At 52.7% G+C, this 20,008-nt stretch carries 22 protein-coding genes; 4 read left to right on the forward strand and 18 right to left on the reverse strand.

The window, feature by feature from the left end; translation table 11 throughout:
- Positions 1-19 precede the first annotated feature (19 nt).
- The 15 genes from hisP to pdxB all read right to left on the reverse strand — a co-directional run bounded on the left by hisP (position 20) and on the right by pdxB (position 14,307).
- On the reverse strand, positions 20-793 hold the full coding sequence (gene hisP, locus AL515_RS16775) for a histidine ABC transporter ATP-binding protein HisP (RefSeq protein WP_061068225.1): 774 nt from the start codon (positions 791-793) through the stop codon (positions 20-22).
- A gap of 13 nt (positions 794-806) precedes the next feature.
- Positions 807-1,514, reverse strand: a complete 708-nt coding sequence (hisM, locus tag AL515_RS16780) for a histidine ABC transporter permease HisM (protein WP_003028116.1) — start codon at positions 1,512-1,514, stop codon at positions 807-809.
- Positions 1,511-2,197, reverse strand: a complete 687-nt coding sequence (locus AL515_RS16785; protein ID WP_003028118.1) for a histidine ABC transporter permease HisQ — start codon at positions 2,195-2,197, stop codon at positions 1,511-1,513. The genes hisM and AL515_RS16785 overlap by 4 nt, the downstream gene beginning before the upstream one ends.
- Positions 2,198-2,383: 186 nt before the next feature.
- Complete coding sequence (gene hisJ / locus AL515_RS16790) at positions 2,384-3,166, reverse strand: histidine ABC transporter substrate-binding protein HisJ (RefSeq protein WP_003028120.1); 783 nt, start codon at positions 3,164-3,166, stop codon at positions 2,384-2,386.
- Positions 3,167-3,413: 247 nt separating this feature from the next.
- Positions 3,414-4,196 carry a lysine/arginine/ornithine ABC transporter substrate-binding protein ArgT gene (gene argT / locus AL515_RS16795; RefSeq protein ID WP_003028123.1) on the reverse strand — a complete coding sequence of 261 codons (783 nt, stop codon included), beginning with the start codon at positions 4,194-4,196 and terminating at the stop codon, positions 3,414-3,416.
- A 287-nt stretch (positions 4,197-4,483) separates the two neighbouring features.
- A complete protein-coding gene (locus AL515_RS16800) occupies positions 4,484-5,053 on the reverse strand; it encodes a UbiX family flavin prenyltransferase (protein ID WP_061068226.1) in 570 nt (189 codons plus the stop codon).
- A 96-nt stretch (positions 5,054-5,149) separates the two neighbouring features.
- Complete coding sequence (gene purF / locus AL515_RS16805; RefSeq protein WP_005129677.1) at positions 5,150-6,667, reverse strand: amidophosphoribosyltransferase; 1,518 nt, start codon at positions 6,665-6,667, stop codon at positions 5,150-5,152.
- Positions 6,668-6,700: 33 nt separating this feature from the next.
- Entirely contained in the window at positions 6,701-7,189 is a 489-nt protein-coding gene (gene cvpA, locus AL515_RS16810) for a colicin V production protein (protein ID WP_005129678.1), read from the reverse strand.
- A gap of 220 nt (positions 7,190-7,409) precedes the next feature.
- Positions 7,410-8,078, reverse strand: a complete 669-nt coding sequence (dedD, locus tag AL515_RS16815; RefSeq protein ID WP_061068227.1) for a cell division protein DedD — start codon at positions 8,076-8,078, stop codon at positions 7,410-7,412.
- Positions 8,068-9,336: a bifunctional tetrahydrofolate synthase/dihydrofolate synthase gene (gene folC / locus AL515_RS16820; RefSeq protein WP_061068228.1), complete on the reverse strand. Its 1,269-nt coding sequence runs from the start codon at positions 9,334-9,336 to the stop codon at positions 8,068-8,070. Before folC ends, dedD begins: the two co-directional genes overlap by 11 nt.
- Before the next feature lie 192 nt (positions 9,337-9,528).
- Positions 9,529-10,443, reverse strand: a complete 915-nt coding sequence (gene accD, locus AL515_RS16830; protein ID WP_003839317.1) for an acetyl-CoA carboxylase, carboxyltransferase subunit beta — start codon at positions 10,441-10,443, stop codon at positions 9,529-9,531.
- Positions 10,444-10,592: 149 nt separating this feature from the next.
- Complete coding sequence (locus tag AL515_RS16835) at positions 10,593-11,252, reverse strand: DedA family protein (protein WP_003028140.1); 660 nt, start codon at positions 11,250-11,252, stop codon at positions 10,593-10,595.
- A gap of 24 nt (positions 11,253-11,276) precedes the next feature.
- Positions 11,277-12,089 carry a tRNA pseudouridine(38-40) synthase TruA gene (gene truA, locus AL515_RS16840; RefSeq protein WP_061068229.1) on the reverse strand — a complete coding sequence of 271 codons (813 nt, stop codon included), beginning with the start codon at positions 12,087-12,089 and terminating at the stop codon, positions 11,277-11,279.
- Positions 12,089-13,102 (reverse strand): aspartate-semialdehyde dehydrogenase, encoded by a 1,014-nt coding sequence (locus AL515_RS16845; RefSeq protein WP_048211052.1) that lies wholly within the window; start codon positions 13,100-13,102, stop codon positions 12,089-12,091. Before AL515_RS16845 ends, truA begins: the two co-directional genes overlap by 1 nt.
- 68 nt (positions 13,103-13,170) lie before the next feature.
- Positions 13,171-14,307 carry a 4-phosphoerythronate dehydrogenase PdxB gene (gene pdxB, locus AL515_RS16850; protein WP_061068230.1) on the reverse strand — a complete coding sequence of 379 codons (1,137 nt, stop codon included), beginning with the start codon at positions 14,305-14,307 and terminating at the stop codon, positions 13,171-13,173.
- A gap of 108 nt (positions 14,308-14,415) precedes the next feature.
- Here pdxB and flk point away from each other — a divergent pair, with 108 nt between their 5' ends.
- The gene (flk, locus tag AL515_RS16855; RefSeq protein WP_061068844.1) at positions 14,416-15,423 is read left to right on the forward strand and encodes a flagella biosynthesis regulator Flk; all 1,008 of its coding nucleotides are present in this window, start codon (positions 14,416-14,418) and stop codon (positions 15,421-15,423) included.
- Here the strand turns inward: flk and AL515_RS16860 are convergent.
- Positions 15,420-16,598, reverse strand: coding sequence for an MFS transporter (locus AL515_RS16860; RefSeq protein ID WP_061068231.1), 1,179 nt, complete (start codon positions 16,596-16,598; stop codon positions 15,420-15,422). The genes flk and AL515_RS16860 overlap by 4 nt on opposite strands.
- Before the next feature lie 179 nt (positions 16,599-16,777).
- Entirely contained in the window at positions 16,778-17,152 is a 375-nt protein-coding gene (locus AL515_RS16865; RefSeq protein ID WP_048212552.1) for a hypothetical protein, read from the reverse strand.
- A 171-nt stretch (positions 17,153-17,323) separates the two neighbouring features.
- Here AL515_RS16865 and AL515_RS16870 point away from each other — a divergent pair, with 171 nt between their 5' ends.
- The 3 genes from AL515_RS16870 to AL515_RS16880 all read left to right on the forward strand — a co-directional run bounded on the left by AL515_RS16870 (position 17,324) and on the right by AL515_RS16880 (position 18,619).
- Positions 17,324-17,569, forward strand: coding sequence for a helix-turn-helix domain-containing protein (locus AL515_RS16870; protein WP_061068232.1), 246 nt, complete (start codon positions 17,324-17,326; stop codon positions 17,567-17,569).
- 163 nt (positions 17,570-17,732) lie between these two features.
- Entirely contained in the window at positions 17,733-18,101 is a 369-nt protein-coding gene (locus AL515_RS16875; RefSeq protein WP_061068233.1) for a hypothetical protein, read from the forward strand.
- The gene (locus tag AL515_RS16880; protein WP_061068234.1) at positions 18,101-18,619 is read left to right on the forward strand and encodes a YbjP/YqhG family protein; all 519 of its coding nucleotides are present in this window, start codon (positions 18,101-18,103) and stop codon (positions 18,617-18,619) included. The genes AL515_RS16875 and AL515_RS16880 overlap by 1 nt, the downstream gene beginning before the upstream one ends.
- A 47-nt stretch (positions 18,620-18,666) precedes the next feature.
- Here AL515_RS16880 and fabB read toward each other — a convergent pair whose 3' ends face one another.
- Positions 18,667-19,887 (reverse strand): beta-ketoacyl-ACP synthase I, encoded by a 1,221-nt coding sequence (gene fabB, locus AL515_RS16885; protein WP_005129715.1) that lies wholly within the window; start codon positions 19,885-19,887, stop codon positions 18,667-18,669.
- Between the last annotated feature and the right edge of the window lie 121 nt (positions 19,888-20,008).

Raw genomic sequence — 20,008 nt, forward strand, 5'->3', positions numbered from 1 at the left:
ACGCCTCCGGGCAACTTACTTATTTCAGCGAGCCCTTGAGAAACTGCTGCAAACGCGGGCTTTGCGGATTACCGAATACCTGCTCCGGGTCGCCCTCTTCCTCAATTTTCCCCTGATGCAGGAAAATCACGTGCGTGGAGACATGTCGAGCGAATCCCATTTCGTGGGTCACGACCACCATGGTTTTACCCTCTTCGGCCAGCTGTTGCATAATACGCAGCACTTCACCCACCAGCTCAGGATCAAGTGCCGACGTGGGTTCATCAAACAGCAACACTTCCGGCTCCATCGCCAGCGCACGGGCAATGGAAACACGCTGCTGCTGACCACCGGACAGATGCACCGGATATTTGCCCTGCGCGCGCTCATCAATGCCCACTTTAGCCAGATACTTCACCGCACGTTCGCGGGCTTCCTGCTTGCTCAGCCCCAGCACCTGAATCGGCGCTTCCATCACGTTTTCCAGCACCGTCATGTGACTCCACAGGTTGAAGTGCTGAAAGACCATCGTCAGTCGCGTGCGTAGCAGACGCAGCTGATTTTTATCTGCAACCTTCAACTGACCGTCTTTGTCGCGCACCAGGCCAATATTCTGACCGCTAACCACAATCGTTCCGGCACTCGGCTTTTCCAGAAAGTTAATGCAGCGCAGGAAGGTACTTTTACCCGAACCTGACGAACCAATAATACTGATAACATCACCCGCATTGGCCTGCAGCGATACCCCTTTCAGCACTTCATGTTCGCCGTAGTGCTTATGTAAATCGATAACGTTTAATTTATTTTCAGACATCGTGTTACTCGAATCATTTAGAGGATACATGCTGCAACCAGCGTTTTTCCGCTTTACGGAACAGGCTAATCAGGACATACGAAATAATCAAATACAGTACGGCGGCAATACCGAAGGCGGTAAACGGCTGATACGTTGCCGAGTTGATATCGCGGGCGATCTTCAACAAATCAGGCACCGTGGCGGTAAATGCCAGCGCTGTGGAGTGCAGCATTAAAATGACTTCATTGCTGTAAGCCGGCAGCGCAATACGCAGCGCGGAAGGTAAAATAATGCAGCGATACAGTTTGAATGACGAGAAACCGTATGCGCGCGCGGCTTCAATCTCACCATGGGGTACGGAACGAATAGCCCCGGCGAAAATCTCCGTCGTGTAGGCACAGGTATTCAGCGTCAATGCCAGCACGGTACAATTCAGCCCACTGCGGAAAAATGCGTTAAGGAAGTCCGTTCCTTTGACGATCTCCAGCGTATACATCCCGGAATAGAACACCAGAAGTTGAACGTACAGCGGCGTGCCACGAAAAATATAGGTGAACAGCCAGATGGGAAACTGGATAAATTTATTACTGGAAACGCGACCAATCGCCAAAAACAGCGCCAGTATCCCGCCCATCACCACCGACGAAATCAGCAGCCAGAGAGTGATAGCAACGCCAGTGTAGCGATATCCGTCAGTCCACAGCAGGGACTTCCAGTATTCCTGAATAATCTCAATCACAGGTCAGCCCTCTTCACACCCACGGAGTAGCGGCGCTCAAGGTACAGCAGCACACCATTAGACACGGTGGTAAACACCAGATAGATGACCCCGCACACCACGGCAAAATAGAACGGCTCCCAGGTACTCTTCCCGGCAAGCTGAGTGGCTTTCACTACGTCTTCAAGTCCAAGCAGTGACACCAGCGCCGTGGCCTTAAGAATGACCTGCCAGTTGTTGCCTATTCCCGGTAAGGCATAGCGCATCATCGCCGGGAACATAATGCGGCGAAATATTTGTGAGCTGGTAAAACCGAATGCCGTCGCGGCCTCAATATGACCTTTTGGCACAGCCATGAACGCACCACGGAACGTTTCGGTAAAATAGGCGCCGTAGATAAACCCAAGCGTAATTATACCCGCGACCATCGGATCGATATCAATCTGGCCGATACCGATGGCATCGGTAATGGTATTCAGCGCAATTTGTAACCCGTAGAAGATGAGCAGCATTAAGACGAGATCGGGAACCCCGCGGATAAGCGTTGTGTACCCTTCGAAAATAAGCCCCATTGCCCGGCTTTGCGACAGCTTAGCTGCCGCGCCGACAAGACCTATCAGAACCGCCAGTACCACCGAGCTGAGTGCCAGCTCAAGCGTAACAATTGCGCCCTGTAAAATAACACCTGAAAAGCCATACAACATGCTGCCTGTCCTGTCGTGTGTGGTGGAGTAGTAAGCCTCTTTTGATTTCAGACTAACCGTTAAATACCGGATGGCGGCTTTGCCTTATCCGGCCTACAAAATCACCGTAGGCCTGATAAGCGCAGCGCCATCAGGCATAAATTCAACGCGTCAAAAATCTACGGGCTTTATCAGCACCTGCGGTGATTAACCGCCGTAAACATCAAAATCGAAATACTTTTTCGCCAGCTTCTCGTAAGTCCCGTCAGCGCGCATTTCAGCAAAGGCTTTGTTCAGCGCTTCGCGCAGCTCGTTATCGTCTTTGCGCAGCCCCATACCAGTACCCACGCCGAATAACTTCTCGTCTTTCACAGACGGGCCGCCGAATTTGTAATCTTTACCGACCGGCTGTTTCAGGAAGCCTTCACTGGCCGCGACTTCATCCTGGAATGCGGCGTCAATACGCCCGGCAGTCAGGTCAGAATAGATATTGTCTTGTCCCTGATAGGAGACAATTTCAATGCCTTTTGGCGCCCAGTGCTCGTTACCGAACGTTTCCTGAGTCGTGCCCTGCAGCACGCCGACACGTTTACCTTTCAGCGACTCAATAGTCGGCTGAATAGCAGAATCTTTAGCGACAACCAGACGCGAGTCGGCTGCATAAAGCTTGTCGGTAAAGGCAATTTCCTGCTGACGTTTTTCAGTAATGGAAAGCGAGGACATGATCGCATCGATTTTTTTCGCTTTTAGCGAAGGGATCAGTGCGTCCAGCGGGTTTTCCACGAAGGTACATTGCGTATTGATACGTTTGCACAGCTCTTTAGCCAGATCGATATCAAAACCGACTAATTCACCCTGCGCATTTTTCGATTCGAACGGCGCATAAGTAGGATCGGTACCGATACGAATTTTTTGCGGAATGGCGGCAAATGCTGCGGTAGCACTGGAGAAAGCCAGAACCAGAGAAAGAGACAACACCAGTTTTTTCATAACTATCCTCAACAGACTGTCTTTTATAGGGGATCTTTACAGGACCAGGTGCAGTTATCGTGCCATTAATCAGGCCGACAAGGCAAAGCATTCTACCCTGTCGGCGGTATTTATTTGCATGAAAAGCGCTTAAGTATGCACTCATGCTTATTAAGCCAACGACAAAAGCACCAAAAAAGTGCACTGAATGTATTATGCACCGTAATGGTTACCCGCAATGGTGCAGTCAATTCCCCGCTGCGGCGTATTAATCGCCGTAGACATTGAAGTTAAAATACTTACTCGCCATTTTGTCGTAAGTGCCGTCTTTGCGCAGTTCACCCAGCGCTTTATCAAAAGCGGCTTTCAGCTCGGTGTCATCTTTGCGCAAACCAATCCCGGTTCCGTCGCCAAAGTATTTTTTATCTTTTACCGAAGGACCTGCAAAGTCGTAGTCTTTACCGGCAGGCTGCTTCAGGAAGCCTTCGCTGGCCGCGACTTCATCCTGCAACGCCGCGTCGAGACGACCCGCCGTCAGGTCAGAATAAATGAGATCCTGGTTCGCATAGGCCACCACATCCACGCCTTTGCTACGCCAGTTGTCATTGGCATAGGCTTCCTGAGTAGAGCCTTGCAGCACGCCAACGTGTTTACCCTTGAGGGAATCCAGAGTCGGTTTAATTGGGGAACCTTTCGCGGCGATCAGACGTGAGTCTGCTGCGTAAAGTTTGTCTGAGAACGCAATCTCTTGCTGACGCTTCTCGGTGATAGAAAGCGAGGAGATAATGGCGTCAATTTTTTTCGCTTTCAGCGACGGGATCAGAGCATCAAAATCGCTGGCAACCCAGGTACATTTGATCTGCATGCGCTTACACATCTCGTTTCCCAGATCGATATCAAAGCCGACAAAGTCGCCTTTGGCATCTTTAGAGGAAAAAGGTGCGTATGTTGTATCTGTACCAATACGAACCGTCTGCGGAAGTGCTGCGTAGCTGGCCGCGGTGGCGGAAAGTCCTACCAGCAAAGACAAAGCAAGAACCGTCTTCTTCATACATAACCCTCAAGTGGCGTAATTTTATTATGTTTTACGTTGTGTTGTGTGTTTGCAGACTTTTTCATGCAGGTCTTATGCCATTTTCGCGTCGATGAGGATATTCGACGTTAAATATGTTAATAAAACGTTGCAATAATGTCCTGATTTTGAAGATAGCAGGTCTGACGGTTGAACCGCAGCGTTTCGTTGAGTTTTAACGAATTAAATGTTGAGGATATGATCGCGGTTACAAAATTGCCCTGAAACAGGGCAACAGATGTTTCTTTGCACGCTAATGGAACGGCTCACGCCCCTCGCCAGCGGGTGAACAGATCCTGTGGAAGGGTAATATCAAACTGGTCAAGCACGCGGTTAACCGTTTGATTAATCACATCATCGAGCGTTTGCGGGCGATGATAGAACGCCGGGACAGGCGGCATAATTACTGCGCCAATTTCTGCCGCCTGGGTCATGAGGCGCAGATGCCCCAAATGCAGCGGCGTTTCGCGCACGCACAGCACCAGCGGGCGGCGTTCTTTCAACACCACATCTGCCGCACGGGTCAGCAGCCCATCGGTATAGCTATGAACGATGCCGGAAAGCGTTTTAATGGAACACGGCAGGATAACCATTCCGGCGGTCTGAAAAGAGCCGGAAGAGATACTGGCGGCGATATCGCGCGTATCGTGAGTCACATTCGCCAGCGCCTGTACGTCACGCACGGTGAGGTCCGTTTCCAGCGCCAGCGTCTGCCGGGCAGCGGCACTCATCACCAGATGGGTTTCCACATCGGTAACGTCACGCAAAACCTGCAGCAGGCGCACGCCGTAAATTGCCCCGCTTGCGCCAGAAATACCAATGATGAGTCGTTTCATGTGTAATCGCCCTTACTTGCTCAGGGCCGACTTTGCAGGAAATTACGGTGAGTTGCAAGCAAGGGTGCAGGTTGCGCCCTTGCTTGCGAGCAAACATTAACCTTCGTTGTGCATCTCAAGGTTTTCCGCTTCGTTCTGACGCAAAATCGCTTTGGCGTCGTCATTACGCAGGGAGTCGAGGAAATCGAGATATTGCTGGTCGACGTCTTTGGTGACGTACACGCCGTTAAACACGGAACATTCAAACTGCTGAATATCCGGGTTCTCAGCACGGACGGCTTCAATCAGATCGTTCAGATCCTGGAAGATAAGACCATCTGCGCCAATTATCTGGCGAATCTCGTCCACTTCGCGACCATGAGCAATCAGCTCCGTCGCCGTAGGCATATCGATACCATAAACGTTCGGGAAGCGAATTTCCGGGGCAGCAGAGGCCAGATACACCTTCTTCGCGCCGGCCTCACGCGCCATCTCGATAATCTGTTCTGAGGTCGTACCGCGCACGATGGAGTCATCCACCAGCAACACGTTTTTATCACGGAATTCCGCACGGTTGGCGTTCAGTTTACGGCGCACGGATTTACGGCGCAGCTGCTGGCCTGGCATGATAAAGGTACGGCCCACGTAGCGGTTTTTCACAAAACCCTGACGGTACGGCTTACCGAGAATACGGGCAATTTCCAGCGCGATATCACAGGAGGTTTCCGGAATCGGGATCACCACGTCAATGTCCAGATCTTCCCATTCACGAGCAATTTTTTCGCCAAGCTTGGTACCCATGTTTACGCGGGCGCTGTAGACGGAAATCTTGTCGATAAAGGAGTCAGGACGTGCGAAGTAGACGTATTCAAACAGGCACGGATTGCTGACCGGGTTATCGGCACACTGGCGGGTAAACAACTGACCTTTTTCGGTGATATAAACCGCTTCGCCAGGGGCAACGTCGCGCAGGAATTCAAAGCCCAGCGTATCCAGCGCTACGCTCTCGGAGGCCACCATGTATTCGGTACGACCATCGCCGATATCACGTTTACCCAGCACCAGCGGGCGGATGCCGTTCGGATCGCGGAAAGCAACCATACCGTGGCCGATAATCATCGCCACGCAGGCATAGGCGCCGCGGATCTGGCGGTTGGTTGCGGCAATAGCAGCAAAAATATTGTCGGCTTCCAGCGGATAGTGGCGGAAATTATCCAGCTCGCTGGCGAAAATATTCAGCAGAATTTCAGAATCTGAAGTGGTATTGATGTGGCGGCGCTTTTCTTCAAACAGCTTTTTACGCAGCTCATGTGCGTTGGTCAGATTGCCATTGTGGGCAAGCGTGATGCCATACGGTGAGTTGACGTAGAAAGGTTGGGCCTCAGAGGCGCTGGAGCTGCCAGCCGTTGGGTAACGCACATGACCAATGCCCATGTTGCCCTGCAAACGCTGCATGTGGCGCGCTTCAAAAATGTCGCTCACCATTCCGTTCGCTTTACGCAAGCGGAAGCAGTTGTTGGCATCAATGGTGATGATGCCAGCGGCATCCTGGCCACGATGCTGGAGCACCGTTAACGCGTCATAAATCGACTGGTTTACCGGCATAACACCGGCGATACCGACAATACCGCACATACGTCTTTTCCTCGTTCAGCAACAACCCAAAGTTTATACTTTGGGCAAGAAACTTGACGAGCTTTGCAGATAGTCAAAGAACCATCTGATGATGAAACTGAACTGCGGGATCAGCTGCGACTTACTCCAGTCTTCACTTTTCGACAGACCGGTAAATGTATCGAGAAAGAACAAGATGGCGGCGACGATCAGCGCCCCTCTCAGAGCTCCGAAGCAAATCCCCAACACCCTGTCGGTACCCGACAGGCCTGTTTTCTCTACCAGCTGGCCTATCACAAAGTTAACGATAGCGCCGACGATAAGTGTCGCGATGAACAGTATCGCGATAGCAATCCCATTTCGAACCAGTTCGTCTTCAAAGCCCGTAAACCAGACAGACAGGTAAGTGTAGTAATGGCTGGCGACAAAGAAAGCACAACCCCAAGTCACCAACGATAATGCTTCACGAACAAAGCCACGGATCAGGCTAACCAGACAGGAAAAACCAATCACCGCGATAATGGCGTAATCAATCCAGACCATATGTGTCCCACGATTTTACGCCCTGTCGTCCTGTTCGGGGCGCATTCTAACAGAAAAAGAAAACGTTTGCGTAGGGATTTCCTTTCCACGCGTAAATAAAAATGGCGCTGAAAAAATCTTCAACGCCATACCGTTTTATGCCTCTTCGGGCACTGCCGGATAGCGATGAAAACACCGAATCCGGCCTGAATAAGAGCTGCGCCGTAAACAGCGCAATCCCTTAATTAGGGGTGTACCCCATCACGACGCCACTCAAACCAGAGATCTTCTGCAACTCGCCCAGCGAGTTCTTCAGCTTATCTTTGGAGGCGTCCGGCCCCACGAGAATGCGGGTTATTTTACCCTGCACCGGCGTTGACGGGGAAGTATATACCCGGAAGCCCGCGCCACGAAGTTTGCCCACGATCTCATTGACCTTATCCGCATTTTTCAGCGCACCGAGTTGTACAACGTACGCTTTCCCGGTCGGCGCTGGCGGTTCCTCAGCAGCCGGTTTAGGCGCTGGGGCTGGCGCAGGAGCAGGCGTCGGAGCGACGGCAACAGGCTGCGGCTTCGGTTTGGGTTTCGGCTGCTCTACGGGCGCTGGGACAGGATCTAACTCCGCGCTGTTTGCCGTCGTCAAACGTGAAGGATCCAACGATGGCGCGGCAGCATCTCCCGCACGAACCTCTTCTGCCGCCCCTTCCGGCGGCTGGGTCGGCAGCGCCTGCGTTGCCGCTGGCATCATATCTGGTTCATCGCGATCGCCGGGTTTCGGCACCAGAGGGATCGCCGCAAACTCATCCTGATAATGTTTTTTCTGCCCGTCAAGCAGCCCAGGGAGCACAATCACCCCCAGCGCGACCAGCACAATTGTGCCGACTAATCGATTCTGAAACTTACTCGCCACCGCTTCTCCCCACGTCTATTACTTCCATGACATGTGCGACAGTGTGAAACGATCCACACACCAACACGGTATCTTCTGGCTTCGCCTCAGCCAGTGCCGCAGACCATGCCTGCGCCACGCTATCGTAGGCGTCGCCTTTGCCCAGATGCTCCAGCAATTGTTCTGCCGTTGCGCCACGCGGCCCTTCCAGGGGCGCACAGTACCAGACGTCAACCACGCTTTTTAACCAGGCTAACGTACCGGCAATGTCTTTATCATGTAGCATACCGATAACCGCAAGTACACGCCCGCTTTTCACTAACTTTTTCAGACGTCCGGTCAGATACTCTGCCGCATGCGGGTTATGGGCAACATCGAAAATAACTCGCGGCGACTCGCTCACAATCTGGAAGCGTCCCGGCAAAATCGCGTGTTCGATGCCGTCACGAATGGCCTGCTCGCTAACGTTCAGCCCGCTTGCGCGCAGCGCGGCCAGTGCGGTAGCAGCGTTAGGTTGTGGAACCTGCGGCAACGGCAGATGCGCCAACGTTCCGTGAGCATCCGTAAACGACCAGTCGTTCTCAGTAACCGCATAGCGCCAGTCCACGCCGCAGCGTTGCAAAATTGCCCCGCACTCTTGCGCGACATCCGCGATGGTGTAAGGCATTTCAGGTTCGCCGACGATAGCCGGTTTCTCAGCGCGGAAAATGCCCGCTTTCTCACGACCAATGCTTTCGCGATCCGGGCCCAGCCAGTCGGTATGATCAAGCGCAATACTGGTGATCACAGCCACATCAGCATCAACGATATTGGTGGCGTCAAGGCGCCCGCCCAGCCCCACTTCCAGAATAACGACATCCATCTGCGCCTGTTTAAACAGCCAGAGCGCCGATAACGTACCGTATTCAAAATAGGTCAGAGAAATATCGCCACGCGCATCTTCGATCTCAGCAAACGATGCGGTATGCGCTGACTCCGGCAGTTCACGCCCCTGCACGCGCACGCGCTCCGTGTAGCGCACCAGATGCGGTGAACTGTACACTCCGACTTTATAGCCTGCTGCGGCCAGCACCGATTCCAGCGTACGACAGGTCGTGCCTTTTCCGTTGGTTCCTGCCACCGTAAACACAAATGGCGCGGGTTTCAACACACCCAGTTTGCGCGCTACCTGGCTTACGCGTTCAAGGCCAAGATCGATGGTTTTACTGTGCAGGTTTTCCAGATAAGAAAGCCACGACGCCAGGGGCGACGCGGCTTGAGGAATACGTTTATTGTCCATGATGCCTGTAATTTTATTACGTAGAAAAAAGCAAAAGGCAGCGCCAGTTGGCCCTGCCCTTTTTTACTCGTCGTCTTTCAAGCTGCAGGTGTGTTGGCTGCTCTCGCTCACCCGAATCACTTGCCTGTGCAGGCTCATCGGGGTTCACTCTCATGCCGCCTTCCTGCAACTCGAAATCCATAGAGTAAGTTATCAGGCCTCTGATTCCTGATCGGGTACCGGAGATACCACCTCGCCTTCACGCGGCTCATCCGGATTCGGCGCAGGAAGATTCATCAGCTTCGCCAGAATGCTTGCCAGTTTCAGGCGCATTTCCGGACGGCGGACAATCATATCGATAGCGCCTTTTTCAATCAGGAACTCGCTGCGCTGGAATCCCGGCGGCAGTTTCTCACGTACGGTTTGCTCGATAACACGCGGACCCGCGAAGCCGATCAGTGCTTTCGGTTCTGCAATGTTGAGATCGCCCAGCATCGCGAAGCTTGCGGAAACACCACCCATTGTTGGGTCGGTCAGTACAGAAATATACGGTAAACCGCGTTCCTGCATTTTCGCCAGCGCAGCAGAGGTTTTTGCCATCTGCATCAGAGACATCAGAGCTTCCTGCATACGCGCCCCGCCAGAAGCGGAGAAGCAGATCAGCGGACAGTTGTCTTCCAGTGCCTGCTCAACGGCACGGACAAAACGCGCGCCGACCACAGAGCCCATGGAGCCGCCCATAAACGCGAACTCGAATGCTGCAGCAACGACCGGCATACCATGCAGCGTGCCTTTCATCACCACCAGCGCATCTTTCTCGCCGGTTTCTTTTTGCGCAGAAGCCAGTCTGTCTTTGTATTTTTTGGAATCACGAAACTTCAGCACGTCTTTCGGCTCAAGCTCGCTACCCAGTTCCACAAGAGAACCTTCATCTAACAGGCTATGCAGGCGATTGCGCGCCGACATGCGCATATGATGGTCACACTTCGGACAGACCTCAAGATTACGTTCCAGCTCAGCACGGTATAAAACCTGACCGCAGCTATCACACTTGGTCCACACCCCTTCAGGAATGCTTGCCTTGCGGGTGGGAGTAATGTTGCTTTTAATTCGTTCAATCCAGCTCATTGGTGACCTTTCTGCCTGAACCCTAGTCAGCTTTGTTATAAGGGGCGCATAATGCCATTTTTGCCCCTAACAGACCATGAATGTTGCACATTAAAACATAACAGCCCGAAACTTTGGATAAAAAAGTGGTCGAACCGCTGAGTTACTTTCTATTTTGCAGCCCGTGACGCAGCACGCTTATGGCGAATCACTTCAATTACGCCCGGCAATACGGAAAGAACGATAATCGCCACAATCAGTAATTTCAGGTTTTCCTGAACGATCGGCAAATCGCCGAACAGGTAGCCTGCGTAGGTGAACAACAATACCCACAGCAGCGCGCCTACGACGTTATACATCGCAAAATGACGGTAGGACATGTGTCCCATACCGGCAACAAACGGCGCAAATGTCCGTACGATAGGAACGAAACGCGCAAGAATAATGGTTTTACCGCCATGACGCTCATAGAACGCATGGGTTTTATCCAGATAGCTGCGGCGGAAAATTTTGGAATTTGGGTTACTGAACAGCTTCTCGCCAAACAATCGCCCGATGGTGTAGTTCACCGCATCGCCCACAATCGCCGCCACTATCATCAACGCCACCATCAGATGAACATTAAGATCGTTCGTTGGCAGCGCAGAAAGCGCACCAGCAACAAACAGCAGCGAATCTCCTGGCAGGAACGGCGTGACCACCAGTCCCGTTTCGCAGAACAGAATCAAAAACAGAATAGCGTATACCCAGATACCGTATTCCGCGACCAGCTCCGCCAGGTGCACATCAATGTGCAGGATAAAATCGATGAGGAAGTAAATCAGATCCATAGTTATGCCTTTATACGACTCAAATTAGTCCGCCAGAAATAGCGGGCCCATAGGCGGTTTTGGCAGGTCGAACCGATCCGGGTAATCTACTGCAACCAGATACAGTCCTTCCGCTTTCGCCGTTGCCGCTGCCAGCGTTCTGTCCTTCGCCGCTAACAGTTCTGCTATCCAGCTCTCCGGCTGGTTGTGGGCACCTACTTCCATCAGGCTGCCGACAATATTCCTGACCATATGATGTACAAAGGCATTCGCTTTAATATCCACCACCACATACGCACCGAAACGTTCAACGTTAATGTGCATCACGTTACGCCACGGTGTGCGCGACTGACACTGCACCGCCCGAAACGAGGTAAAATCATTTTCGCCAATCAGACACTGGGCTGCACGATGCATACGCTCAGCATCCAGCGGCTCATAGTAATGGGTTACCCCTTTACCTAAAATCGCAGGACGCAACCGATGATTGTAGATGATGTAGCGATAACGGCGAGCCGTAGCGCTAAATCGGGCATGAAAATCATCAGGTACAGCTTTCACCCAGCGTACAGCGATGTCACCAGGTAAATTCGCATTTACCCCCAGTGTCCAGGCCGCATCTTTACGCTGTGCCGTCGTTTCAAAGTGAACAACCTGCCCTGTGCCATGAACGCCCGCATCCGTGCGTCCCGCACAAAAGACATTAATGCGTTCATTCGCCACCTGAGAGAGCGCTTTTTCCAGTTTTTCCTGAACGCTACGCACTTCGTTCTGGCGCTGCCAGCCATAATATTTGCTGCCATCGTACTCAATGCCCAGCGCAATTTTATGAGTTGACGGCTGTTGCAGGTCAGACATTAGTACAGGTACTCCTGCACCAGTTTTTCCGCAATTTTCACCGCCATTAACGCGCCGCCAAAGCGCACGTTGTCTGCCACAGACCAGAACTGAACTTGCTCAGGCATGCCGTAATCGTTATGCACGCAGCCAATGGAAAGGTGCGGAGTACCTGACGCGTCGCCAACCTGAGTCGGGAAATCGGTCTCTTCTGACAGAACAATATCTTCACCACGAGAAAAGGCATCACGCGCCTCTTCTGCGGCCAGCGGGCGCAGCGCTTCAAAATTCACCATCTGTGCATGACCGTAGAACACGGGTGACTGCACGATGCTGGCTGAAATTAACAGGCCGTCATCCTGCATAATCTTGCGCACTTCATCAACAATACGACGCTCTTCCCGCACGCTACCTTCGCGATCGGGCAGCAGCGGCAGCATATTGAACGCCAGCTGACGACCAAAGAAATCATCTTCGTCAATCGGGATGCCGTTAAGCAATTTCGCGCTTTGTCCGGCCAGTGCGTCTACGGCTTTTTTACCGTGAGCGGAAGCCGAGATAATGTTGGTTACCGTAATACGTGAGAGGCCACCGTCATCAATCAATGGTTTCAGCGCAGACAGCAGTTGGCTGGTCAGGCTGTTAGGCACCGCAATCACATTGCGGTTACGGTAATCCGCCAGCACGAACGGGTTAACGTCCGGAACCACCAGCGGAACGTCTGGCTCAAGCGCGAACAGACCGCTGCTGTCGATCACCAGGCAACCGGCATTGGTTGCTTCTTCAGCCCATGCCGCGGTGGCTTCAGTGCCCGCAACAAAAAATGCCAGCTGTGCCTGCGTCCAGTCAAAGTCTGCAACGTCCTGCACTATGACCGATTTACCGTTAAAACGCAGATGCTCACCGGCGCTTTCATTACGCGCCAGCGCATAGATTTCACCGACCGGGAACTGGCGTTCAGCCAGCGTATCGAGCAGGGCTTCGCCTACGGCGCCCGTTGCGCCCAGAATGGCAATATTCCAGCCTTCAGACATGGTGATTTACTCCAAGAAATACGTAAGCGTCCCTGTCGCATTATTCGACAGGGAGCATTAAGAAGACATTAATGTGCCGGATGATGAACGGCGTTAAAACCCAGCTTACACAGCAGGGCAGCAGCGGCTGCGTCGTCACACATCACATATAAAGACGACCATTCACGGCGCTCAAGATAATTCTTGCGCAGTTTATCAAATTCACCCGGAATTCCAGCGACTTTGCGCAGCGGCGCATCATCGCGGCGCACATCATACACTAAATGAACCAACCTTTTCAGCGTTGGCTGATCTAACGGGCCATGCAGGGTGATACGACCAAATTCCGGTGCGGGTAACAGGGTACTGAGCGCAACGTGCTGCTCGTGACCAATAAACTTACTATAGGCCTCAAAGACCTGCGTGGTGCCACGCGCTTTTCCTTCGAGGGTATACCCGGCAATGTGCGCCGTGCCAATATCGGCTTTCTCCAGCAACGCCACATTGAGATCCGGCTCTCCTTCCCAGACATCCAGCACAACGCTCAGCGGCTGCCCGGCGTTGAGTCGGTTCAGTAAGGCGGAATTATCCACGACCGGTCCGCGGCAGGCATTAATCAGAATGGTGCCCGGTTTCAGACGGCTAATCAGCGCCTCATCCGCCAGATGCAGCGTTTTGTAGGGTCCATCTTTGAACAGCGGCGTATGGAAAGTCAGCACATCAGCTTGCTCTACCAGTTCGTCCAGCGAGCGGAAATCGCCCTCGTCGCCCCGATCGGCACGCGGTGGATCGCACAGCAAGGTACGGATCCCCAGCGCTTCCAGGCGCGCCTGCAAACGCCCGCCCACGTTGCCCACGCCCACAATACCCACGGTACGATCGCGTAAAGCGAAGCCATCACGCTCCGCCAGCATCAACAATGCTGAAAAAACATATTCCACGACCGCAATCGCGTTACAGCCGGGCGCGGCGGAAAAACCGATCCCCGCCTGTGCAAGCCAGGCGTCATCCACATGGTCTGTACCAGCGGTTGCCGTACCGACAAATTTAACCGGTTTTCCGCCAAGCAGTGATTCATTTACTTTCGTCACCGAGCGCACCATTAAAGCATCCGCATCATCCAGTTCAGCAACGGGAATCGGACGACCGGGAACCGCTTTGACCTCCCCCAAACGACTGAACAGTTCGCGGGCATAGGGCATATTTTCATCAACGAGGATTTTCACGTCTTTCGCACCTGTTTGAGAACGAGAGTTAACCGGGCAAGTGTGCCATAATCTCGCCGCCAGGCATACTGCGAGACCTGGCCAGGACAGATTTAAGGAACAGAGATGATGCAGCCCATTTCAGGTACGCCCGCCCGCCCTCCCGGCGAAGGCCAAAATGCCCCTTCCGCTGCGGGTGAACAACCGTTATCCACACAACAACGTACCGTACTGGAACGACTGATTACCCGTTTGATTTCGCTTACCCAACAGCAAAGCGCTGAGGTGTGGGCTGGAATGAAGCACGATTTGGGCGTTAAAAACGATACACCGCTGCAGTCACGTCACTTCCCCGCAGCAGAACAAAACCTGAATCAGCGTCTGGGGGTTGCTCAGCAGAATCATGCTAACCGTCAGGTTCTGTCGCAGCTCACTGAATTACTGAGTCAGGGAAATAATCGCCAGGCGGTGAGTGATTTCATCCGTCAACAGTACGGGCAGACAGCGCTCAGCCAGCTCACGCCAGAGCAGTTGAAGAACGTGCTCGCGCTGTTGCAGCAGGGGCAGCTTTCAATTCCGCAGCCACAACAGCGGCCGGCAACCGATCGCCCTTTATTACCCGCCGAGCACAATACGCTGAACCAGTTGGTCACTAAGCTGGCGGCCGCCACGGGAGAGTCGGGGAAAATGATCTGGCAGTCGATGCTGGAGCTGTCTGGCGTAAAAAGCGGCGAGCTGATCCCCGCCAAACAATTTACGCATCTGGTGACATGGTTGCAGGCGCGCCAGACGCTCAGCCAGCAAAATGCGCCGACGCTGCAAACGTTACAGGCGGCGCTAAAACTGCCGCTGGAGCCAAATGAGCTAACGGCAATAAAAGAGTACGCACAGCAGACGTATCAGATCCAACCACAATCGATTCTGACCACGGTGCAGGTGCTGGACTTGCTCAATCAAATCTTCCTGCGCCGCGTGGAACGTGACCGGGAGCAGGAATTAAACGATCCGCGTCATCTTCAACCCATTTTCAGCCCGTTCGCACCAGTGATTGAAACGGTAAAAACACTGTCGGCACGACCGGGGCTGATGTTTGTTGCATTGATGATTGCGTTAGCCATTTTCTGGCTGGTCGCTTAACCTTTACGCAGCGTAAGCAACGTTACAATAATCCCCACCACAGCGGATATCGCCCCGGCAAGGAACACTGAGGAATAACCGTACGCAGTGGCCAGAACCCCGGCAACCGGACCGCTTATGCCGTAGGAGATATCCTGAAACGCGGCGTAACCGCCCAGCGCCGTACCACGAACCTGGGCAGGCACTCGCTTCACCACCTCGACGCCCAAGGCCGGGAAGATAAGCGAACACCCGGCCCCGGTTAATGCCGCTCCCAGCAGTGCAACCCAGGCTGTTGGGGCCTGCCACAGCAGAATCAGTCCAGCGGTTTCCACCAGCAAAGAGACAACGGCAACCTTCACGCCGCCGAACCGGTCCGGCATCCAGCCAAACAGAATGCGCATCAGCACAAACGCCCCGCCAAACGCGGTCAGGGTGAACCCCGCCATCGTCCAGCCGTTGCTGACAAAATAGAGTGAAATAAAGGTACCGATTACCGCAAAACCCACGCCCTGCAGCGCCAGGCCCAGGCCCGGTTTCCAGATAAGCCCTACCACGCTCCATAAAGAAGGACGTTCTCCTGCATGTGCAGGCACTTTATGCACGGTGCCGTTGAATGCCCATGCCAGCAGCGGTAATACCATCGTCGTCCCCGCCAGCGCCGCGAAGCCAAAGTGGCTGTGGATCAAAAGCCCCAGCGGCGCACCGGCGGCCAGCGCGCCGTAAATCGCCATTCCGTTCCATGACATCACCTTACCGGAGCGTGTTGGGCCGACAAGCCCCAGCCCCCAGGTCAACGTTCCGGTAAGCAATTGGCTTTCGCCAAAACCGAGGATCAAACGACCGACGATTAGCAACGCAAATTTTACGGGAACAGAAACAGGTAATAGCGCGGCTAAAAGCCACGCCGCACCCGCCAGCGCACAGGCAAACATCCCCTGTAGCGCCGAACGTTTAGCACCATATTGATCGGCTAACCGCCCGGCGTAGCCGCGTGTTAATACCGTCGCCAGAAACTGTACGCCAACGGCGATACCGACCATGGTGTTGCCATAGCCCAGCTCCTGGTGCACAAACAGAGGAATGACGGGCAAAGGTAAACCGACCGTCATATAGGTCAGGAAAACCGCAAAAGCGATACGAAACAGCGAAAAATTCGCCGAAGGTGTTTTTTCTTGTTGGGTTACAGCTGTCATGCGTTACTCCAAAATGCAGAGTAAGGCGAGGAATGTCCACGCCCCCTCTACCTGACTATCAGGATTAAGGTGCGTTGGATAACGTTAAACGCTTACGCATTATCAAGAGGATAATGTTGAAGCTGGAGTCTGCCTGCGAGTGGCCCTGGCTGTCAACTGTGAAAGCATAGCAGTGCGTTTCAAAGCGATGACTTCTCTACGAACAAAAAGGGAAATACCGCTTCAACGCCTTTCGTTCTGAACCGCCCGGTTACCTGTTCACGCTGCTGCGGCGTCAGGAGCAGGAACATCATATCCCAAATCTCTTTGGGTCCTGCTTCCTGCACGATGTTGCAATCTGGTGCTTCTGTTTTCTCATTTTCATTCAGATACGAGCGTACATACAGTGGGAACACAGAAATATGAAATTCCTCGGCCTTAGATTTCGCTCGCTTGCGCTTAACGCCCTCTTTCCCTTCACTGTAGGTATTTAAGCGCAGGCGTACAGCGGGTGCGCTTCCAGGAAACCCCGGTAATTCAAGACACTCCTTGACCGTGAACCACTCTTTTACCATCAGTTTCTTTCCTTTCTGCTGATGAAATAAAAATATTTTTTCTTTTTCGCGAAATTTCAAATTAATTCTGGCAATATTCCTACGACAAAAAGAAAGTAACGTTCTTTTGTCTTTCTAATTTATAACCTGAAAAATATCGGTGCCGATAACACATCTTCTTAGGATTACAGAATGGAACAAAAAAGCCAAGACTGGCATCGTGCAGATATTAAAAGTGCACTGGAAAAAAGAGGTATTACACTCAGAGAGTTGTCACGTTCGGCAGGTTTATCTCCTGACTCGCTGCGTAATGTATTTACCCGCAACTGGCCCCGAGCAGAACAGATCATCGCACAGGCGCTGGAAACCACGCCGGACGTGATTTGGCCGTCACGTTATCTCTCAAAATCAGCAAAAAAAAGCCGTTGCAAAGAATAATCATTAATTATAAATACATCTTCAAGAATTTACCCAGCAAATTGATTAATATCTCAATTAAATATATTTATGATATTAATAGCACTATCGGCTATTCCCATCGGATTAAATCCTGTTAAAGCAATACACGAACTTATTACATATTCCATTAACAGGAGTCATGATGAGCTGGAATAAAACAACAGCAGTTAATCACGCTAAATCACACGCGAGTTCACATTCTCAAGGACGCTGCGCGGAATTTACCCGCAAAGCCATTCAGGCAGGAGGTATCACTCTTGGGCATACTTATCATGCTAAAGATTATGGCCCCATGCTAAAAAGTGCCGGTTTCAGCCCTATCGGCACATTTGAACAACCCCGGGAAGGCGATGTCGTCATCATTCAGCCTTATGAAGGAGGAAACCCAAGCGGGCATATGGCGATATTTGACGGTCAGGCGTGGTACTCCGATTTTAGACAACGCGATATGTGGGCCGGACCTGGCTATCGGGCGGCAAAACCGTCATACACTATTTACAGGAAGCAGTAATGAAAGCATTCTCGTTGATTGCTCTGGTGCTGTTACTTTGCGGCTGCTCTACACCGCGCCACGATAGCTCCCGGGATGTAAAACAATTCTATCTCGCGTGGATGTCCGCCTACACACAAGAGCGGGATACATCCGCACTCATGCAACGCTATGTGGCGAAAGACGTTATCAATCGTCTGGCGCTGATTGACGGCCTTTATGAGCAGGAAATTCTGGACTCGGACTACTTTATGTACGTACAGGATTACGACCCGGAGTGGATCCCGCTGTTACGGGTTGGGCCGGCTCAACCCTTTCTCGGTGGCGAAAAGGTGGAAGTACAATTAGGTGGGCCGACAGGCGCCCCCCCCATGCTGCTGGAAGTGTATACGCGTTGGGAAGACAGGCGCTGGAAAATTTATCGCGTTCGCAATATTAGCGATCGTTATGAACAGCCCATCTACAGTGCCGGGGATATTACCCGTGCGAAAGCTTGGTCTGCGGAGATCGCACCGGAGTACGAAAAGATGAATAAGTAAAAAAGGGAGCCTGACGGCTCCCTTTCGTGTACTGCATTAGCCGAGACTTATGCTTTCAGCTTACGCATAACCAGCGTGGCGTTGGTGCCGCCAAAACCGAAGCTGTTAGACATAACAGTCGTCAACGCTTGCTCGGTCGGTTTAGTCACGATGTTCAGACCTGCAGCCTGCTCGTCCAGCTCTTCAATGTTGATGCTCGGCGCGATAAAACCGTGTTCCAGCATCAGCAGAGAGTAGATAGCTTCCTGAACGCCAGCCGCACCCAGTGAGTGACCGGTCATGGCTTTGGTTGCAGAAATGGCCGGGCTGTTATCGCCAAAGACTTCGCGGATTGCGCCCAGTTCCTTCACGTCGCCTACCGGAGTAGAAGTACCGTGGGAGTTCAGGTAGTCGATCGGCGTGTCTACGCCGTGCATCGCCATCTGCATGCAACGTACTGCGCCTTCGCCAGACGGAGCAACCATGTCTGCGCCATCGGACGTTGCGCCGTAACCGACGATTTCCGCATAGATGTGCGCGCCACGGGCCAGAGCGTGTTCCAGCTCTTCGACCACCACCATACCGCCGCCGCCTGCGATAACAAAACCGTCACGGTGTGCATCATAAGTACGGGAAGCTTGAGACGGGTTGTCGTTATATTTGGTAGACAGCGCGCCCATTGCGTCGAACTCGCACGCCATTTCCCAGCACAACTCTTCGCCGCCGCCAGCAAAAACGATGTCCTGCTTGCCCAACTGAATTTGTTCAACAGCGTTGCCGATACAGTGTGCAGAAGTTGCACAGGCGGAGCTGATGGAGTAGTTGACGCCGTGGATTTTGAACGGTGTCGCGAGGCAGGCAGAAACGCCGGATGCCATCGCTTTGGTGACCACATACGGGCCAACCGCTTTCAGACCACGCGGGCTACGCATTGCGTCAGCGCCGAATACCTGAAAACGCGGGGAGCCGCCGCCGGAACCTGCAATCAGGCCAACGCGCGGATTGTTCTGATAATCTTCTGCAGCCAGGCCGGCATCAGCCACTGCCTGCTCCATAGAAAGGAAAGCATAGATGGATGCGTCGCTCATAAAGCGCACTACTTTGCGGTCAATGAGGCCAGTGGTATCCAGTTTTACGTTGCCCCAAACGTGGCTACGCATGCCGGAGTCCTTCAGCTCCTGAGAGAAAGTGATCCCTGAACGTCCTTCACGCAGAGATGCCAGGACTTCCTGCTGGTTATTACCGATGCTGGAAACGATGCCCAAGCCAGTAATCACTGCACGTTTCATTCAATACCTCTGTAAGTCGCACTATTTTAAAGTTTCGAGTGGCACAATAGCGTACACTTGTACGCCGAACAAGTCCGATCAGCCATTTTGTGTGGAAATTTGCGCAGCCAGGCACTCCTCG

This window comes from Citrobacter sp. FDAARGOS_156, from assembly GCF_001559235.2.
Lineage (GTDB): Bacteria > Pseudomonadota > Gammaproteobacteria > Enterobacterales > Enterobacteriaceae > Citrobacter > Citrobacter youngae.

What these genes read in the sequence shown, in the direction of transcription:
- argT (WP_003028123.1), bottom strand. Translation starts at nt 4,196, where the DNA reads ATGAAGAAGACGGTTCTTGCTTTGTCTTTGCTGGTAGGACTTTCCGCC.
- fabB (WP_005129715.1), bottom strand. Translation starts at nt 19,887, where the DNA reads ATGAAACGTGCAGTGATTACTGGCTTGGGCATCGTTTCCAGCATCGGT.
- AL515_RS16880 (WP_061068234.1), top strand. Translation starts at nt 18,101, where the DNA reads ATGAAAGCATTCTCGTTGATTGCTCTGGTGCTGTTACTTTGCGGCTGC.
- AL515_RS16845 (WP_048211052.1), bottom strand. Translation starts at nt 13,102, where the DNA reads ATGTCTGAAGGCTGGAATATTGCCATTCTGGGCGCAACGGGCGCCGTA.
- cvpA (WP_005129678.1), bottom strand. Translation starts at nt 7,189, where the DNA reads ATGGTCTGGATTGATTACGCCATTATCGCGGTGATTGGTTTTTCCTGT.
- AL515_RS16865 (WP_048212552.1), bottom strand. Translation starts at nt 17,152, where the DNA reads ATGGTAAAAGAGTGGTTCACGGTCAAGGAGTGTCTTGAATTACCGGGG.
- AL515_RS16860 (WP_061068231.1), bottom strand. Translation starts at nt 16,598, where the DNA reads ATGACAGCTGTAACCCAACAAGAAAAAACACCTTCGGCGAATTTTTCG.
- AL515_RS16835 (WP_003028140.1), bottom strand. Translation starts at nt 11,252, where the DNA reads ATGGATCTGATTTACTTCCTCATCGATTTTATCCTGCACATTGATGTG.
- truA (WP_061068229.1), bottom strand. Translation starts at nt 12,089, where the DNA reads ATGTCTGACCTGCAACAGCCGTCAACTCATAAAATTGCGCTGGGCATT.
- hisJ (WP_003028120.1), bottom strand. Translation starts at nt 3,166, where the DNA reads ATGAAAAAACTGGTGTTGTCTCTTTCTCTGGTTCTGGCTTTCTCCAGT.
- folC (WP_061068228.1), bottom strand. Translation starts at nt 9,336, where the DNA reads ATGGACAATAAACGTATTCCTCAAGCCGCGTCGCCCCTGGCGTCGTGG.
- AL515_RS16785 (WP_003028118.1), bottom strand. Translation starts at nt 2,197, where the DNA reads ATGTTGTATGGCTTTTCAGGTGTTATTTTACAGGGCGCAATTGTTACG.
- accD (WP_003839317.1), bottom strand. Translation starts at nt 10,443, where the DNA reads ATGAGCTGGATTGAACGAATTAAAAGCAACATTACTCCCACCCGCAAG.
- AL515_RS16870 (WP_061068232.1), top strand. Translation starts at nt 17,324, where the DNA reads ATGGAACAAAAAAGCCAAGACTGGCATCGTGCAGATATTAAAAGTGCA.
- hisP (WP_061068225.1), bottom strand. Translation starts at nt 793, where the DNA reads ATGTCTGAAAATAAATTAAACGTTATCGATTTACATAAGCACTACGGC.
- purF (WP_005129677.1), bottom strand. Translation starts at nt 6,667, where the DNA reads ATGTGCGGTATTGTCGGTATCGCCGGTGTTATGCCGGTAAACCAGTCG.
- AL515_RS16800 (WP_061068226.1), bottom strand. Translation starts at nt 5,053, where the DNA reads ATGAAACGACTCATCATTGGTATTTCTGGCGCAAGCGGGGCAATTTAC.
- flk (WP_061068844.1), top strand. Translation starts at nt 14,416, where the DNA reads ATGCAGCCCATTTCAGGTACGCCCGCCCGCCCTCCCGGCGAAGGCCAA.
- AL515_RS16875 (WP_061068233.1), top strand. Translation starts at nt 17,733, where the DNA reads ATGAGCTGGAATAAAACAACAGCAGTTAATCACGCTAAATCACACGCG.